Origin of the sequence: Paenibacillus sp. FSL F4-0236, assembly GCF_038000135.1 — a bacterium.
Lineage (GTDB): Bacteria > Bacillota > Bacilli > Paenibacillales > Paenibacillaceae > Paenibacillus_AQ.
In genome coordinates this window covers 604,400-621,118 of sequence record NZ_JBBOBK010000001.1, presented here as the reverse complement: position 1 = coordinate 621,118, position 16,719 = coordinate 604,400, and the positions used below count along the sequence as shown (strand labels likewise).

Sequence of the window (16,719 nt, the reverse complement as noted above, 5' to 3'; positions counted from 1 at the left end):
CGGTGGTTGCTTCTTGATTTCCCCAAAATACTGTTATACAGGTAAAGAAAGTGCGGTAATCTCCGTTAATTCAGATTGAAGCACTCTCTGTTCTGTAACAAGATTTCCGAACTCATCCAATCCGTACATGGAGCACACCACATTAGCCAATGGATAAGGACTACTTACCTGAACCTCGTAAGCGACATTCCCTGCAATGAAGAACTCTCTGACATCAGAACTCATTGCTGGAACATAATAACCTGTGACATACAGTGGTGTTAGTGCAAGCGTTGAATATGGAACGCCGAAAACTTCGACGATCATCATTGCACTCGCGTTACTTGTGTTGCGAACGCTGACCACTACATTACTTGCTGCAGTACCAGTAGCTCTCGTATTAGTAATAAGACCTGTTGTAAAAGCCATTTCCATCACTCCTCCCCTCATTTTCTATCAATTTATTCAGGAATAATTTGTAAGTTGCGAGGCAAGAGGAAGGGGAGATTCATGGAATAATAGCATACCTCTCATATTTCCAATTTCCGCGATTTTTCTGATTCCCTTGTCCAAACACAATGAATCTCAATTCATATATATATAGCAAACTAATAAAGAGGTGAAGCTCATGGCAACAACAACAGGCATCATTACGAACACAGGTACTACCCCAGCATCCAACGTGGTCATTAATATCGATAATGACAACCTTAGTTTTTCATCTAACGTAGTCTATCACGTTTACGTATGGAATACCTTGGTTAGTAAAGGTTTAGTCTACTCCAACTCATTAAATGTTAATGCGAACACCAGCCAGTTTCTCAGTTTTAATATCGCAGGCAATTCAGCTTATGAAGTCCAATTTCTCGTAACTGGAAACGCACCGGCAGACACGATTATCACGGTGTTCGGAACGGATTCGTCAGGAAACGTCATCCCCCATCAAAGAGTGCTGCAATCCGAACTTACTTTCATAGCTCAGCTGAACCCGTAAGTAACGAAAACTCTATGACGAAAGGAGCTTAGCATGGCTAATATTCAAATTTCGCCGAGCGCAAGCGTTCAGTTTGAGCCCACTATCGCGGTAAATTGGCTTAATCCTTCAGTTATGGTTGCCGTAGCTGTAGATCTTCGATCAGGCCCTCCTAATATAGGTTTATACAAATCTATTGACGCAGGTGCCACTTGGACAACAACGTTATTGCCGTTACCGACAGGATTTGCAGGCATCGAAGCACCACATATTGATTATATTTTTCCGACCACTTTCGTAGTATTAGCCCACGCCTTCGATTCAGACGGTCTCAGCGGGTCGATCGTATCCTATACATCTGCCGACAATGCTTCTTCATTCGGACCGCCAGTCATCGTGAATCAAGGGTTTGGGCAGTTTGTAAATGATGATCAGGTGGTCGTTGTCACCGACAAAGCTGGATCAAGTCCTTTTTTTGGAAATGTATATACTGGTTATACGCATGATTACAACACACAATTCATACCGGGAAATACGATATTCTTCAATCGTTCCCTAGATAACGGTAATACCTATTCCAGCCCCTCCCTGCTGTCTTCGGTCGAAGAATTCGAAGAATTCCCCGGTATAGCGATTACATTAAATGGGATTGTTGTCGTGGGATGGATCAATCAGCCTCCCGGTAATACTGATCTTAATATTCGCACATCCCCAGACGGCGGGGTCACTTTCACCCCTGAAACCATGGTCGCCACCGTTGTAGTCCCACCAGATCCATTGCCGGGATATACATTTAGATGTTTGACATACCCTTCCCTCGCAGCGGATATTTCTAATGCACCGACGACGCGAGGGAATGTCTATGCTGTATGGCAAGATTTCCGAGAAGGTTATTCCGATATTTTCCTTGCTACTTCCACTAATTTCGGTGTGGATTGGGGTACACCAATACCCATTACGGGCAGTCCAGTAGGCTCCCAAAACTTTTTCCCAGCCATCACCGTATCCCCTGCGGATGGTGCAATATTCGTTACCTATTACACTAATCGAGTCAATCCTCTCAACCTTGATGTTTATCTAGCTACATCTAGAGATGGGGGGATGACGTTTACAAACACCCGTATAACAACAACTTCCTTTGACGTCACCGGCATCCCCCTAATTGGGGACTACATCGGCAATGCCATTGTCCCCCAAACAGGCCGTCTAGTGAGCGTATGGACGGACACGCGGACCGGTACAGAGAACATCTGGTTTGGTGATAATCAATAAGCTATTAATAAACTTCTGATGATTAATTAAAAGGATGCCGAGCAAATATAGGGCATCCTTTTTTTGCGTAACGAGAGTAACCTTGTCCATTCTCCCGGTAATCAAGAAGCCAAGCTTCATTGATTACTCTGAATGTGATTTTCCCATTAAAAAAGCCCCCAAAAAGGGGGCTTAAACATCGATAATGCTATAACTTTAAGTTTTTTATTCCAAATACATTAACTATATGTAGAACATATAGTTGTCCGCCAAGCTCTCTTCTTTATAATTAATCAAGTCATGAAGAGTCGTGGAATCTAGTACGTCGGCGATGCTATCGCGAATACGTAGCCATAAATCGCGTTTTGCTGCATCATCTTCTTCAGTAAAATCTACTGGAGAAATTGGGCCCTCTAGCACACGAATGATGTCACCCGCTGTGATAGCACTAGCCTCACGTGATAAAATGTATCCACCGTATGCACCACGAATACTTTTTACAAGTCCTGCGTTACGCAGAGGAGCAATTAGCTGCTCCAGATAGTGTTCAGAAAGTCCATTTTTCTCAGCGATGCTCTTAAGTGAGGTCGGTCCTTCACCAAATTTCAGTGCAAGCTCCATCATAATTGTTAGTCCGTAACGTCCTTTGGTTGATATTTTCAAAGGGGCACCTCTTTCGGTTTAGTGTCTAGTTATTGTATACTATTGATTCGGTAAGTCATGCGTTTGTCATATCAAGGTATTCCGATGATTACTCTTAGTTTATGTTATCATATTCGAAGTCACAAATGAAATGGCAAACGAAACATTTTGCAAGAATGTTCACCCCTGGTGGACATTTTTCTATTCTCAGCCTCTTATTTTAGGCTTTACAGTAGACAGGTATGTTATAATACATTTTGAGCCGGGTGTTCCATGAATGACCGGTATTTTGGGTACAGAAATGGTGATTACGATGACAAAAGCAAAACAAGACACCCGTGTCGTCGTCGGCATGTCCGGAGGGGTCGATTCCTCCGTCACGGCGCTTCTGCTCAAGCAGCAGGGCTATGACGTCATCGGCATCTTCATGAAAAATTGGGACGATACCGACGAATTCGGAGTATGTACGGCCGAAAGCGATGCAGAGGATGTTCGCCGCGTATGCGAGCAGATTGATATTCCTTACTATACCGTTAATTTCGAGAAGGAATACTTCGACAAAGTATTTTCTTATTTCCTCGATGAATATAAGGCCGGCCGGACGCCGAATCCAGACGTCATGTGCAACCGAGAGATCAAGTTCGGAGAGTTCCTGAACAAAGCCCTTCAGCTTGGCGCCGATTATGTAGCGACTGGACATTATGCACGAGTTATAGAAGAAGATGGTGTGTACAAGCTACTCCGCGGTGTAGACAACAATAAAGACCAGACCTATTTCTTGAATGCGCTGGGACAGTATCAACTCTCTAAAGCAATGTTCCCGATTGGTCATCTTCCGAAACCGGAAGTTCGGAGAATTGCCGAAGAAGCCGGACTCTATACTGCCAAGAAAAAAGATAGCACAGGCGTTTGCTTCATCGGTGAGCGTAACTTCCGCGAATTCCTCAGCCAGTATCTTCCAGCACAATCGGGTGATATGGTAGATATAACAACTGGAGAAATCAAAGGCCGCCACGATGGACTTATGTACTATACATTGGGTCAACGCCAAGGCCTTGGCATTGGTGGCTCCGGTAACGGTGAACCTTGGTTTGTAGCCGAAAAAGACCTTAGCCGCAACATTCTTTATGTAGTTCAAGGAGACAAGCACCACAGCCTGTACTCCACTAGTCTGATTGCCTCCGGTGTAAACTGGATTAACGGGCAAGAGCTAGGTCTTGAGCCGCTAAAATGCACCGCCAAATTCCGCTATCGCCAGCCTGATCAGGGCGTGACCCTTACAGCACGGGAAGACGGAACGATAAACGTAGACTTTGATGTTCCACAAAAAGCGATAACACCTGGACAAGCCGTTGTCTTCTATCTCGGTGAGCAATGTCTCGGTGGCGGAACGATAGAATATGCCGAGAAGGTTGTTCCTTCAGCGCAAGTTTAAGTGTATTCTATAACTTACAACATTAACTCTAATATACGAAAACACAAGAAATAGCTGTATTTTATACAGCTATTTCTTGTGTTCAGAATCCCTTTTCGATTTAGTTGTAGTATGTACAGTTAAAATCCCCGATAACCCTTATTTATCTTCACATCCGGAAAATAGATGTATGAAGTACAGTTATATTACATTCTTAGCTCTAAAATTTAGGTTTTAGTTGCATGAAATACAACTAACCACTTTGAAGCGAATAATAACCAAATGAGCGATTCAAATAGAATCAAACAAATAGCAGTTCAGGAAACTCTCCCTGAACTGCTGTTCTGTGTTGTTTCTATTTACTGAGCTACTGCAGCTTTATCCGCAGAAACTGCAATGTCATTATAGTAAAGTCCAGTTCCATCACCAATTCCATAATTCAGTATACGGTTGTTGACCGGAACTAGGGCCGCACGATAAAGCGTAGGGAATACAGGAATCTCGTTAACCATAAACTGTTGCCATTCTTTATAGATCTCTTTACGTTTATTTACATCGAATGCATCCTCGGAGACTCCTTCGGTGAGCAAACGATCATTCTCTGCACTCGAGTAACGCGGGAAGTTAAAGATCGCGTCTTTACCATAAAGACCTGTTGGGTCAACATCAATCCCTACAGTCCAAGCACCTTGGTAAACATCCACAGAAGGATCATCCTCACCATTTTGTCCAACACGATCATAGAACGTATTAAATTCTACCATCTCCAAATTCACATTCAGACCAATCGCTTTCCAGGATTGTACATAATATTGAGCCAATGGTTCTGCAATGTCCGATCCTGTCATCGAGATGAAATTAATCTTCAGTTCACTGCCATCCGGATTCGTTCTAAATTCACCGTTAAGTTTGTAACCAGCGTCATCCAAGATCTTCTTTGCAGCTTCTGGATCATAAGGTACACCTGGATTAGAAGCATCATGGAATTCCGGATGGGAAGGTGGAATTAAAGTTGTTGCATTCCAGCGAAGACCACTATAGAATTTCTTACCCACTGTATCATTGTCTACAGCAGCCCACATAGCTTTACGCAGGTTCACATCCGCCATTTTAGCTTTAGGATCGGTAGCAACGACTTTTTTCTCTGCATCCCATTTACCTAGCTTAAATCCAATATACGTATATGCACGGTCAACAGCACCGAGATACTCGACATTTGACATTTTTGCATTATCTGGGAATTGATCGATAGGGAAGGCATCCACCAAGTCAACTCCACCAGACTTCAGTTCTTGCACAACAGTCGTAGGGTTGATTACCTTCAAAATTACTTTATCCAATTTAGGTGCGCCGCGCCAGTAATCTTCATTCTTAACGAATACTACAGACTCACCAGGAACGATACTTTCCACTTTAAAAGCTCCGAAGCCAATTGGCTTTTGACGAACTTCAGGGGATGAGGAGATTTTGGCAACATCCATACCACCAAAGATATGTTTAGCTAATGGATAAATCCATATGCCACCCGTTAACAGGGAAGGGGAAGATTTAAGATAAGTAATTTGCAGCTTCTTCTCACCCAGAACTTTAATACCAGAAATGGTCTTTGCTTTTCCGGAGTGGTATTCTTCCATACCTTCAATATTCGTAAAGTCAGAGCCGTAACGTGGACCATCATATTTCGGATTACCAATAACCTCATGCGCGAACAGCCAATCTTCTGCTGTCACTGGCTTTCCATCCTGCCAGTTCACATTGTCGCGAATCGTAAAGGTAAAGGTCCGTCCATCTTCTGCTACTTCATAAGTTGCTGCACCATCATTCGTGTACACATAGTCTTTGTCCCAAGTTAACAAGCCTTCATCGAACCAATTCAGCACTTCAGAATCTGGAGCTCCAGAATAGAAGTTCAAGTTCAAGGTACCTTCAAACGGACTGTCGGAAACGAGTCCAAAAGTAATTGTTCCGCCATCAATAGCTTCACCTTGATTAGTCTTAATGTTACTGAAATCCTTAATGTTATAAAGTCCGTCTTCTGCTTCAGGTGCTGCCGTCGCTTCTGCGGTTTCCGCAGGAGCACTGGCACTTGGTGCTGCTGTTGACTCAGCCGCTCCGTTGTTGTTCTTGGAGCCGCAAGCCGCAAGAGCGAACAACATTACTAACATTAATGAAACTAGTAAAGCTTTTGAACGAATGGCTTTTCTCATTTAATCATTTCCTCCCTTATTATCCTTTTCTTTGTCTTGCGTCGGTCGCACGTTTGAGCGCTTGACCCACATTATTTATACTCAACATCAGTACCAAGATCAGCAGTGATGCGGGTAACCAGATCCACCATCTGAACTCAAGCGTTTGCGGATTTCTCGCATAGCTTACAAGAGTACCCAGACTGGGTGTACTTTCTGGAAAACCAAAACCTAGAAAGGATAGGCCTGATTCCAATCCAATATTAGCTGCCAAATTTAAAGTCATCGTGACGATAATGATTGAGCTTAAGTTCGGCAGCACTTGTGTGAACATTATTTTAAGATTGGAGGAACCTAGGGTCTTAGATGCCTGAACGTAATCCAGTTCCTTCTCTTGTAACGTCTTGGAACGAATTAACCTGGCAATCCCCATCCATAGAAAGGCAGTCATGATAAAGGAGAAGGTTAACGTATTGTATTTAGGAACTGCACTCACAAAAGCTATAACAATCATTATAAAAGGCAAAATCATGAAGAAATCTACAACACGCATCGAAATATTATCTATCGTTCCACCAAAGTAACCTGAGATCAAACCTACTAGAATACCGATGACTCCCGTAAAAAAAGTAACCATAAAAGCAATCGACATGGAATTTCGTGTGCCTATAATTAATTGACCGAATACATCCCGTCCCCCATAATCGGTCCCCAGCCAGTGTACAGCCGAAGGCTTCTCATACAGGGCGAACAAGTCAACCGTAACAATTTCTTTTTGATCTAAAAATAAGGAAATCCCATAAACAGCGGCGATAATCGCAAATAGGAAAACCAGTGAGACCAAAGCCAATTTATCCCGGATAATCTCTCGCCAAACAATTCTGAAGCCTGATGGACTTTTATCTGTTTCCTGCAGCAGAGCTATCTCTGCGCTTGTCTTTGCCATTTCATTCACCTCAAAGTGTTCATCTTCTTATTTAATCCGGATACGAGGATCTACGATACTTAAGATAATGTCTGATAACAACGCACCGACGATGGCAGCAACCCCATACAGAAGAACTAGGGCCGTTACTACGCTGAAATCCCGGATCGTTATCGAACTGAGGAACAGCATACCCATACCCGGATAGCTGAAGATACTTTCAACGAACACCGTACCACCAATGAGCCCAGTAATCTCATACCCGAAAAATGCAGCAATCGGCAGTAAGGAATTACGCAAAATATGGCGATTATATACACGAGACTCTGAAGCGCCTTTGGCTCTTGCCGTGAGGATGAAATCCTTTTGTTTCGTATCAATGATCTCATTTCGCAAATACTGTACCGTTCCTACCGTTGCAATCAGCGCCATTGATAAAGCAGGGAGTAGCAAATGGTATAACTTACTCCAGAAGTGGCTTAGCGTACCCGGAACTTCTCCAGGACTAACACTGCCGCTAGTAGGAAACCAATGAAGATGAAATCCGAAGAGCCATACCATTAAGAGAGCGAAAATAAACAATGGTGCGGCAAAGCCAATATAGGTGTATCCAGTAATGAGGCGATCCAGCCATGAATCGTTATAACGACCGCTAGTAATACCAAGTGGAATAGCAATAAGGTATGTAAGGATCAGCGTGACAATCGCCAGCCAAAGTGTATTCATGAGGCGTTGACCGATAAGCTCTGATACAGGCATTTTGAAACGGAAGGATTGACCAAAATCACCTTGAATCGCTTTAGTGATCCAATCCCAGTACTGGATGTACCACGGATCATTTAAGCCTAGTTTTTCTCTCATCGCATCGATGGCCGCAGGATCAATATTTGGATCAAGCATCCCTGATAACGCATCTCCCGGCATCGCCTTCGCCATTAGAAAAACAAGAATACTTAATAGAAATATTTGAGGAATCATAATAAGAATTCTACGAACAATAATCTTCCACATATTCTCAACCTTTCTCAGGCAAGGCTACCAGATGAGTCTCGGAAATGGATTTCAATGGATAAGGCATGCCTTGTTCATCAAAATAATTCCGGTGCGCTTGTTCATATTCCAGACTTACTGATTTTCTAAACTCCGTCTGCTTCTCTCTTTGCTTAGGATCAATATCAGGAATGGCAGCAATTAGACGTTTGGTATAAATATGGCGAGGATTGTCAAAAATATCTTTAGCAGTCCCTTGCTCCACATGACGTCCTTTATACATAATCCCAATGTGATCACACATATGCCTAATGATTCCGAGATCATGACTGATGAACAGAAACGTAAGATTCAGTTCTTTTTGAATATCCTGCATAAAATTGAGCACCTGTGCCTGTACGGAAACATCCAGCGCAGAGACAGGTTCATCCGCAATAATCAACTTCGGTTTGAGCGCAATAGCTCTTGCAATACCGATCCGCTGCCGCTGACCGCCTGAGAATTCATGCGGATATTTAAGAATATTTTCAGGACTTAATCCAACCTGCATAAGCAATTCCTGCACACGTCTTTTTTCTTCGCCCGGAGACATCTTTTCGAAATTACGTAAGGGTTCAGCAATAATATCCAGCACACGTTTCTTTGGATTCAAGGAAGAGTACGGATCCTGAAAGATCATCTGAATGTCCTTGCGAATATTTTTTTGCTTACGTACACCCTTTGAAGCCAAATCCTGTCCTTCAAAAATCACACTGCCGCTAGTAATAGAATTGAGTCCAATGATTCCACGACCAGTAGTCGTCTTACCTGATCCGGATTCACCAACCAAACCGTAAGTTTTGCCTGCTTCAATAGTAAAACTAACATTATCAACTGCCTTGACTACGCCAATTTCCCTTCGAAAAACGCCGCCGTGGATTGGAAAATGAACTGCTAAATTTTTAACCTCAAGAAGTCCCATTGTAGATTGCCTCCTCGTTAGTATCCGGGAAATGAAAGTTATTATGGCAGGTGCAGCGAACAAAATGCCCTGGGGCTACTTCATGCAGCTGCGGATTTTCCTCATGCTCCCATTCCGGAATCCAAGGTGTTCGGGCCGCGAAACGGCATCCTTTACGCGGAAGATTCTGTAATGGTGGGACAATTCCCTGAATCACATGAAGTCTAGACTTCTCTTCTTTAACGGTTGGAATGGAGTTCAACAAGGATCTTGTATACGGATGCTTTGGATTAGACGTTAATGTATAAATATCTGCGATTTCTACGATTTGCCCGGCGTACATTACCGCAACCCGGTCAGCCATTTCACTCACAACCCCTAGATCATGGGTAATTAAGATAATGCCTGCTTGCATATCGTTTTTTAATTTTTTTATAAGTTCAAGAATTTGCAATTGGATGGTTACATCTAGTGCCGTAGTCGGCTCATCGGCGATCAAAAGCTTGGGGCCGTTGGCAATCGCAATAGCAATCACAACCCTCTGCCTCATTCCACCAGATAATTCGTGGGGATACTGCTGATATGTATGTTCGGGACGGGAGATTCCAACCTTGGTCAAAAGATCAATGACCTTCTCTTTTCTTTGCTTCTTCGAAAGCTTGGAATCATGTAGGATGAGTACTTCTTCAATCTGTGAACCGATAATCATGAGTGGATTTAATGCGGATAAAGGATCTTGAAAAATCATAGACATTTCTTGACCGCGCAGCTTGTTGAGTGCAGCAGGAGACATAGTAACGATATCCTGACCCTTGTATTTGATTTGTCCGTCTATTTTGGCCCTTGTGTGCAATCCCATAATTGAAAAGGCGAGCGCACTTTTTCCTGAGCCGGATTCTCCAACAATGGCAAGAATCTCATTTTTGCGAACGGACAGGGTAACATCGTCTACTGCAGCATAATAGTCATCTACGATTCTGAACGATGTGGACAAATTCTTGATTTCTAGTAATTCTTCGCTCAAATTAATCCCCCTAACGGCAAAAGTTTCAAAATTTACCCAATGAAATATTATGTAAATTTTGATATAACAGCATTCTTTTCATGAAACATATCAAACATTGACTGTTATGATTATTAACACCATTAAGAATAGAACAAGTACTTCCATCGGAATAAAAACTTGTTTCTCCGTAACTTTGTAGTTCATTTTAATTAACTTATGGTAAATTATCAATCTTTTCCTATAAAAAAAATTCGTTCATGTGATTAAAAGTAACGCAGACAACAAAAAAACGGCTCTAGGCCGCCTTTTTTTGGAATAAATTTTTTTCGTGTTACATTAAATTTATTTGCTTATTAGCATTAAAATGGAAGATACTACAGTCACTGGTGGACTATTGTTCTCGTCGGAGTCGTTGGTTGTGACGGATTTTAATTTCATTTCCTTGCTCGGTCGCTTGATAAAAGACACGCTGAGAAATCTCCTTAGGCAGATACTCCTGCTTCACATAATGCCCCGGAAAATTGTGCGGATATTGATACCCTTCATGCCCTAGTGCTGTAGCACCTTTATAGTGTGTATCACGTAAATGTAGCGGTACCTCAGCGGATTTAATCTCATCCATACTCGCCATTGCATTTGAAATAGCAGTATAGACGGCATTAGACTTCGGACTCTCCACCGCGAAAAGAATGGCTTGCGCAATGTTCAGCTTCGCTTCTGGCCAACCGTTATTTCTATAGGCTTCAAGCGCACTCACCGCTTGGACCATAGCCTGGGGATTAGCTAAGCCAATATCCTCACTGCTCGCTGCAATTAGTCGACGAATAAAAGTCATCGGGTCCATCCCCAATTTCTCTACCGCATACAGAAACCAGAACAAGGCAGCATCACTAGAACCTCGAATACTTTTGTGAAAAGCAGATAGAACATCATACTGCGTCGATTCATCTGCCTTCACAATGGGGCGCCGAATCGACTCTTCTGCCACCTCCAGCGTGATATGCACACTCCCGTCTACCTCTGGAGCAGTAGTTAACGCTGCAAGTTCCAGAGCATTTAAAGCCCGCCTGATATCTCCATTAGCCATGGTAGCAATATGCAGTAATGCTTCTTCATCGACCTGAAGCTCCATAAATCCAAGCCCTCTATCCTTGTCTGCTAAAGCTCTGCGCATCGCGACCAGACTGTGTTCACTCGTTAGCGCCTCTAGCTGAAACAAGGTAGAACGGCTCATAAGTGCTCCGTTAACGTAATGGAACGGGTTCTCCGTAGTTGCGCCAATAAATGTAATGGTACCTTTTTCTACTGCTGGCAATAGCGCGTCCTGACGTGAACTGTTAAACCGATGCACCTCATCCAGAAAAAGAATCGTCTTAGAACCATAAAGGGTTTTATTATTTTGGGCTCGTTCAATGACCTCCCGCACATCCTTCACAGAAGCCTCGACCGCATTCAGGCGTACGAATTCACCTTGTGTGTGATGAGAAATGATATGAGCTAATGTTGTTTTGCCACATCCAGGAGGTCCATAGAGCAAAATCGAAGAGACCTGGTCTGCCTCGATCGCTCTTCGCAGCAGCTTTCCCCGGCCTATGATATGTTCTTGACCAATATATTCATCCAGATTCTCCGGTCTCATTCGGTCCGCAAGCAACCGTCCGCTCCCGTTGTCCTCTCCCACAGAAAATAAATCCATAACTCCACTTCCTTGCTATATTCTTATAAAAGCCAATGTATATCTCCCATTATCATACCATAGACTTATTTTTCACAAAAAAATAAAAAGAGCATGATCTCGTCTTAGAAAGGCGGGAGCCATGCTCTTTTTTCAAAATATACGAAAGTATAGGTTCCACGCTATACTTTATCCTTATTATTTCTCGCATAAACGCTTACCGTCCTTATAGGGACGCCAAAGGCGTTTATGCTTGAACTGTACGCTAGCAATTTATTGCCAGCCGCATTTTTGATATGATTTTCCGAATGCTCTCTTCCGACAGATGATACTTCTTCTGAAGCTCTGCTACGGAATCGCCTTTTCGATGACAACTGAAAATTTCCTCATTGCGGTTTGCTATCTCTTTCCTCGAACCGCTGTTCTCGCCCCATCTAACCCGCTCTTCCGTTTTCTTCGGGATGTAGAGCAGTTCACCTTGGATGTATCCCTGAAGCTCTTTGAGCAAGCCAGGGGGGAGCACATCCTTCCCATTTACATAACTCAACTTGCATTTCCTCCTTCAACAGGTGTGTTCCTATGCGTCCGTCAACTACTGATAAAGTAATTTCCACGTCACCTGCCTCCTTTCTTCTCCTCATATTTGGAAAAATCCGTAATTTCATTATATAAAAACCTCTTGGTAGCGTCTACATTCTAATTCACATTTCGTAATCCTAATGAATAATCGGTACATATATCTCATGTTTTGAAATAAGGAGGCCTTACGGCCTCCTCGCTTTAAGCGGGTTTCCGTCTTAGACGGAAACCACCTCGTATACTGAAATCATTTCACTCAGCCTCCTTCCAGAAGTGTTCTTGCCCGGCCGGACACTTATTATTAAGCCATACCCGTAGGGGAGTTACAAGTTCAAAAACAGTTATAACTGTTCTCCACCAGACTTAGTTCCCCTCAGAATCGCTTTCAACCGCCGTTTGCACATAGGAAGGCATTTCCCCATTATGGAGTAACCACAGCTCGTGAAGCGCTCGTGTACAGCCTACATACATCAGCTTCGCATCCCATGCTGTCGCTCCGTAATGGTCTTGATCGGCATCTGCTAAGATGACCGCATCAAATTCCAATCCTTTAGATAAATACACAGGTAGTACCGATAATCCACCCTGATATTGCGTCATGCTACCGTCGATCAGATGAATATCTTCAAAATGCTGCTCTAGTTCAGCATACAGCTCTGTGGCTTCACGTAGACTACGTGTCAGCACAGCCACCGTACGATATTCCCTTCCAGACAGGGACTTCAGTGCCGATTGTATAGTGCTCAAACGAGCATTTCCTTCAGCTTCCCGTTCTCCGACTATTTCCCCGTAGGCGATCATCCGAACAGGGTCACCACTACGAAAGACAGGAACAGCCAACAACGAACTTTCTACTCCCGAGGATAGAATTCCATTAGCGAAGTCTATAATTTCCATGGTTGAACGATAGCTGCGTGTCAACGCATGGTAAGCCGTGTTCTCAGGGGCAAATAAGGTCTGCATCTCTTCCCATGCGTGTACGCCTTTATAAGCGTGTATACCCTGCGACAGATCGCCTAGAATGGTAAAGGAATGTCCACGCACGTATAAATCCAGCACCGCAATTTGGAAGGGGGAGAAATCTTGGGCTTCATCGATCACCACATGATCAAAACGAGCGCCACCTTCGTTCCCATTCAAAAGATAATAAATATATAACAGAGGTGGTAAATCCTCTTCACGTATAATCCCTTTTTTCAGCTCTTTTGCCGTTTCCTTCAGCACAGCTGCTGGAATATTCTCAGGTGGATCCACCGGCCAATCTTCCGGGACTTTAGCCGCACGAAAGATTTGCTTGTAGATCGTCAGCGGATCATACTTAGGCCATTTTGCACTGTATGCTTTTTCTCGTGCAGCACCTTTTTTCTTGCGATCCTTCATAGCTGCAGCTGAAGGACTCTTCTTCAGCTCCATCTCAATCCAGCGATGTATCCGTGCCATTACACGTTCCTTACGCTTCGCTGGCGGATAAGGAGCGTACTCCTCATTATGCCAGCGCAAGATCATGGAGCGGCGCAGCACAGCACCTTCCCATGGGATAAAATCACCCTCAGGTACCGAGCTGCTTTCCAATAGCTTGATGCTGGACTCTATTATTCCCATCAACACCGTAGAACCCTTGAAGCGTCCAGGTGTCTCTTCTGTAATCACAGGCATGCCGCCCGGAGTTTCGAACCAACGATTCATCGTCTCCGTAGCATCTTGCTCTGGAAGCTCCAGACCTAGTACATTTGCAGCCCAATCCGGGAAAGTGCTCTGGGCAATATTTCCTACACCAAGTTCAGGCAGTACATCCGAAATATAATCCAGAAACATTCGGTTCGGTGCAAAAATAATCATTTTTTCTGCAGAGACCTGATCTTTGTATTGATACAGCAGAAAGGCTAAACGGTGTAGTGCAACTGTAGTTTTACCACTTCCCGCTACGCCCTGTATGATCAATGCTGTATTTTTGGCGGCCCGGATAATCTCGTCCTGTTCCTCCTGAATGGTCGATACGATATCGCGGAGACGATTATCTTTGTTCTCACCCAGGCGATAGACGAGAAACTCATCTGACACCACAGGTGCGTCACTCTCCCGGTTGTACGTATCTGCGACGCGCTCCAGAATCTGCTTCCGGATCACCACGTTGCGCTTGAGGTATACCAGTCCTTCTATCAGCCCCTCAGGAGCTTCATAAGAGGCAGGCTCCGTACCACCGGTAAACGAATAGAACAGGCTTGCTACCGGTGCGCGCCAGTCGATGACTAGCGGACGGTCGCTTACCTGCTCGCGGTCTACGCCGATTTTGCCTATATAGAGTGCCTTCCGCTGCTTCTCATCATTGCCCTGAAAATCAAGCCGTCCGAAATAAGGCTCCTGCCGAAGCTTGGCAAGATCTTTGCGCTTCTGATCACGGTTCGCTTCTAACACCTGTTCCGTATAATCATGTCCCGTGTACACCGGAGTCTGGTTAAGTTTCTCCAGTAAGGTGTCAATCTCAGTAAGCGCTTGATTCAGCCTGTCTTCTTCCTCTTGATAGGCACTTTGAAAGTTGTCTTCCAATTTCAGTTACCTCCTAAAAGTTTATCGAGCTTAAATTTTCATTCTCCTCATTCCCTCTTCTCACGCAAAAAGGATACCCATTGTAGCATAATCAGCACTAAAATACCAAATCTTTCAAGCGAACATACGACTACAGCACAGCTTGCAAAATAAAGTTAGCTACAAATAAACCCGCAATCCCATACAGCGCAGGAGGTACTTCCTTTCCCTTGCCCACCGCAAGCTTCACGATCGGATAAGTAATAAATCCAAAAGCCATACCATCTACGATGCTATAGGTGAATGGAATCATGACCATGATTAGGAAAGAAGGAAAGAGCTCTGTTAAATCTCCCAAGTCCATTTCACGCACATTCTGTACCATAAGCCCACCGATTACAATCAAGATCGGAGCGATAGCACTATCTGGAATGTAGGAGAGCAGAGGGAGGAACAGGAATGTCGCCCCGAACAGCAGCCCTGCCACGAGTGAGGTCAGTCCCGAACGTCCACCTGCAGCAATACCTGCATTAGATTCCGCAGCGGCTACTACAGGACTGCTTCCGAAGAGACCTGCAGCGATATTGGCAATAGAGAGTGCTCGTAAGCTACTCTTGAAGCGCTCAGGACGCCCTGCCATCATAGTCTGTGAGGCGACTAGCCCAATATTTTCAAATACAACAATTAAGAGCAGTAAGAAAACAGCAATCCAGAACACAAGGCTCACTATGCCGCTCCAGTCCATTCCCAGAAATAAGCTTTCATAACCCGTAAATACATGACCGGATGCCTGCTTCTCAGGCGCGTGAGCCGCTCCCAGCAAGTAGGCTAGACCTGTACCAACCAGCATACTGATAAGCAAACCACCGTTGGTCCCGCGGATAAACAGTACTAAAGCGAGTAACAAGGTTACACAGGAAGTGATAACTGCTGGATCGCTAAAATGTCCTATAGCAACAAACGTGGTCTGATGCGCAATCACAATCCCGCTTTTTTGCAGTCCTATAAAGGTCAGAAAAAGCCCTATCCCGACTGTAATGGCATGCTGTAGGTTTTGAGGAATCGCCTCACTTAGAATACGATAAAGCGATGTGAAGGCCACGATAGCGAATAACACACCGGTTATTACAACTACAGTAAGTGCCTCTCTCCAACCTAAATTCATTGAATGTACAAGTGTGTATGTGAAAAATGCGTTTATCCCCATCCCTGGTACCACGATGATTGGTGTCTTCCCACCGAAGGCCATCAGTAGACAGCCTGTAATGGCAGTCAATAGTGTAGCCACCATTGCTGGTCTAAGCGGCATACCCGCGTCATGAAGAATGGTCGCATTCACCATTACAATGTATACCGAAGCAAAATACGAAAGGATCCCTGCAGCCCACTCCCGTTTCCAGTCATTCTCAGGTGCAAGCCCTACACTATTTCGCCAAAAATTTGATTTCATGTACAAAAACCTCCACTGATATTAAGTTCCGCAGGCGGATATTACCCGGATAATAAGGCTTATAATCAACGGTTCATCCCGGTTCAATTATTATGCCTATTTGTGGTCTGCATCTTGCAGACCCGCCTGTTAACCACAACAAAAGGGCGTACGCAACTGGATTTCAGCTGGTCGCCCTTTTGG

14 protein-coding genes are annotated in these 16,719 nt (G+C 44.0%); 3 read left to right on the top strand and 11 right to left on the bottom strand.

Going from position 1 to position 16,719, the window contains the following annotated elements; genetic code table 11:
- Positions 1-33: 33 nt before the first annotated feature.
- Entirely contained in the window at positions 34-408 is a 375-nt protein-coding gene (locus NSQ29_RS02875; RefSeq protein ID WP_042191060.1) for a hypothetical protein, read from the bottom strand.
- Between the two features lie 199 nt (positions 409-607).
- On the opposite strand from NSQ29_RS02875, the gene NSQ29_RS02870 reads away from it, so the two are divergent.
- Together NSQ29_RS02870 and NSQ29_RS02865 are read left to right on the top strand one after the other, a co-directional pair.
- On the top strand, positions 608-973 hold the full coding sequence (locus NSQ29_RS02870) for a hypothetical protein (protein WP_042191062.1): 366 nt from the start codon (positions 608-610) through the stop codon (positions 971-973).
- Positions 974-1,006: 33 nt separating this feature from the next.
- Positions 1,007-2,224: a sialidase family protein gene (locus NSQ29_RS02865; protein ID WP_341124335.1), complete on the top strand. Its 1,218-nt coding sequence runs from the start codon at positions 1,007-1,009 to the stop codon at positions 2,222-2,224.
- 222 nt (positions 2,225-2,446) lie between these two features.
- Here the strand turns inward: NSQ29_RS02865 and cymR are convergent, their stop codons facing one another.
- Positions 2,447-2,866, bottom strand: coding sequence for a cysteine metabolism transcriptional regulator CymR (cymR, locus tag NSQ29_RS02860; protein ID WP_042191066.1), 420 nt, complete (start codon positions 2,864-2,866; stop codon positions 2,447-2,449).
- Positions 2,867-3,158: 292 nt separating this feature from the next.
- Here cymR and mnmA point away from each other — a divergent pair, with 292 nt between their 5' ends.
- Complete coding sequence (gene mnmA / locus NSQ29_RS02855; protein WP_340974977.1) at positions 3,159-4,280, top strand: tRNA 2-thiouridine(34) synthase MnmA; 1,122 nt, start codon at positions 3,159-3,161, stop codon at positions 4,278-4,280.
- A 338-nt stretch (positions 4,281-4,618) separates the two neighbouring features.
- Here mnmA and NSQ29_RS02850 read toward each other — a convergent pair whose 3' ends face one another.
- The 9 genes from NSQ29_RS02850 to NSQ29_RS02810 form a co-directional block, all read right to left on the bottom strand.
- Complete coding sequence (locus NSQ29_RS02850) at positions 4,619-6,466, bottom strand: oligopeptide ABC transporter substrate-binding protein (protein ID WP_076284829.1); 1,848 nt, start codon at positions 6,464-6,466, stop codon at positions 4,619-4,621.
- A 19-nt stretch (positions 6,467-6,485) separates the two neighbouring features.
- Positions 6,486-7,391: an ABC transporter permease gene (locus tag NSQ29_RS02845; protein WP_076284830.1), complete on the bottom strand. Its 906-nt coding sequence runs from the start codon at positions 7,389-7,391 to the stop codon at positions 6,486-6,488.
- A 27-nt stretch (positions 7,392-7,418) separates the two neighbouring features.
- Complete coding sequence (opp4B, locus tag NSQ29_RS02840; protein WP_076284831.1) at positions 7,419-8,381, bottom strand: oligopeptide ABC transporter permease; 963 nt, start codon at positions 8,379-8,381, stop codon at positions 7,419-7,421.
- A 4-nt stretch (positions 8,382-8,385) separates the two neighbouring features.
- A complete protein-coding gene (locus NSQ29_RS02835) occupies positions 8,386-9,321 on the bottom strand; it encodes an ABC transporter ATP-binding protein (protein WP_341124334.1) in 936 nt (311 codons plus the stop codon).
- Positions 9,308-10,324, bottom strand: coding sequence for an ABC transporter ATP-binding protein (locus NSQ29_RS02830; protein WP_042191077.1), 1,017 nt, complete (start codon positions 10,322-10,324; stop codon positions 9,308-9,310). The genes NSQ29_RS02835 and NSQ29_RS02830 overlap by 14 nt, the downstream gene beginning before the upstream one ends.
- 373 nt (positions 10,325-10,697) lie before the next feature.
- Positions 10,698-12,002 carry a replication-associated recombination protein A gene (locus NSQ29_RS02825; RefSeq protein ID WP_341124332.1) on the bottom strand — a complete coding sequence of 435 codons (1,305 nt, stop codon included), beginning with the start codon at positions 12,000-12,002 and terminating at the stop codon, positions 10,698-10,700.
- Positions 12,003-12,246: 244 nt separating this feature from the next.
- Positions 12,247-12,528 carry a CD3324 family protein gene (locus NSQ29_RS02820; protein ID WP_042191081.1) on the bottom strand — a complete coding sequence of 94 codons (282 nt, stop codon included), beginning with the start codon at positions 12,526-12,528 and terminating at the stop codon, positions 12,247-12,249.
- Positions 12,529-12,923: 395 nt separating this feature from the next.
- Positions 12,924-15,107, bottom strand: a complete 2,184-nt coding sequence (locus NSQ29_RS02815) for a HelD family protein (protein WP_341124331.1) — start codon at positions 15,105-15,107, stop codon at positions 12,924-12,926.
- Positions 15,108-15,237: 130 nt separating this feature from the next.
- Positions 15,238-16,536, bottom strand: a complete 1,299-nt coding sequence (locus NSQ29_RS02810; protein ID WP_042191085.1) for an NCS2 family permease — start codon at positions 16,534-16,536, stop codon at positions 15,238-15,240.
- Positions 16,537-16,719 lie beyond the last annotated feature (183 nt).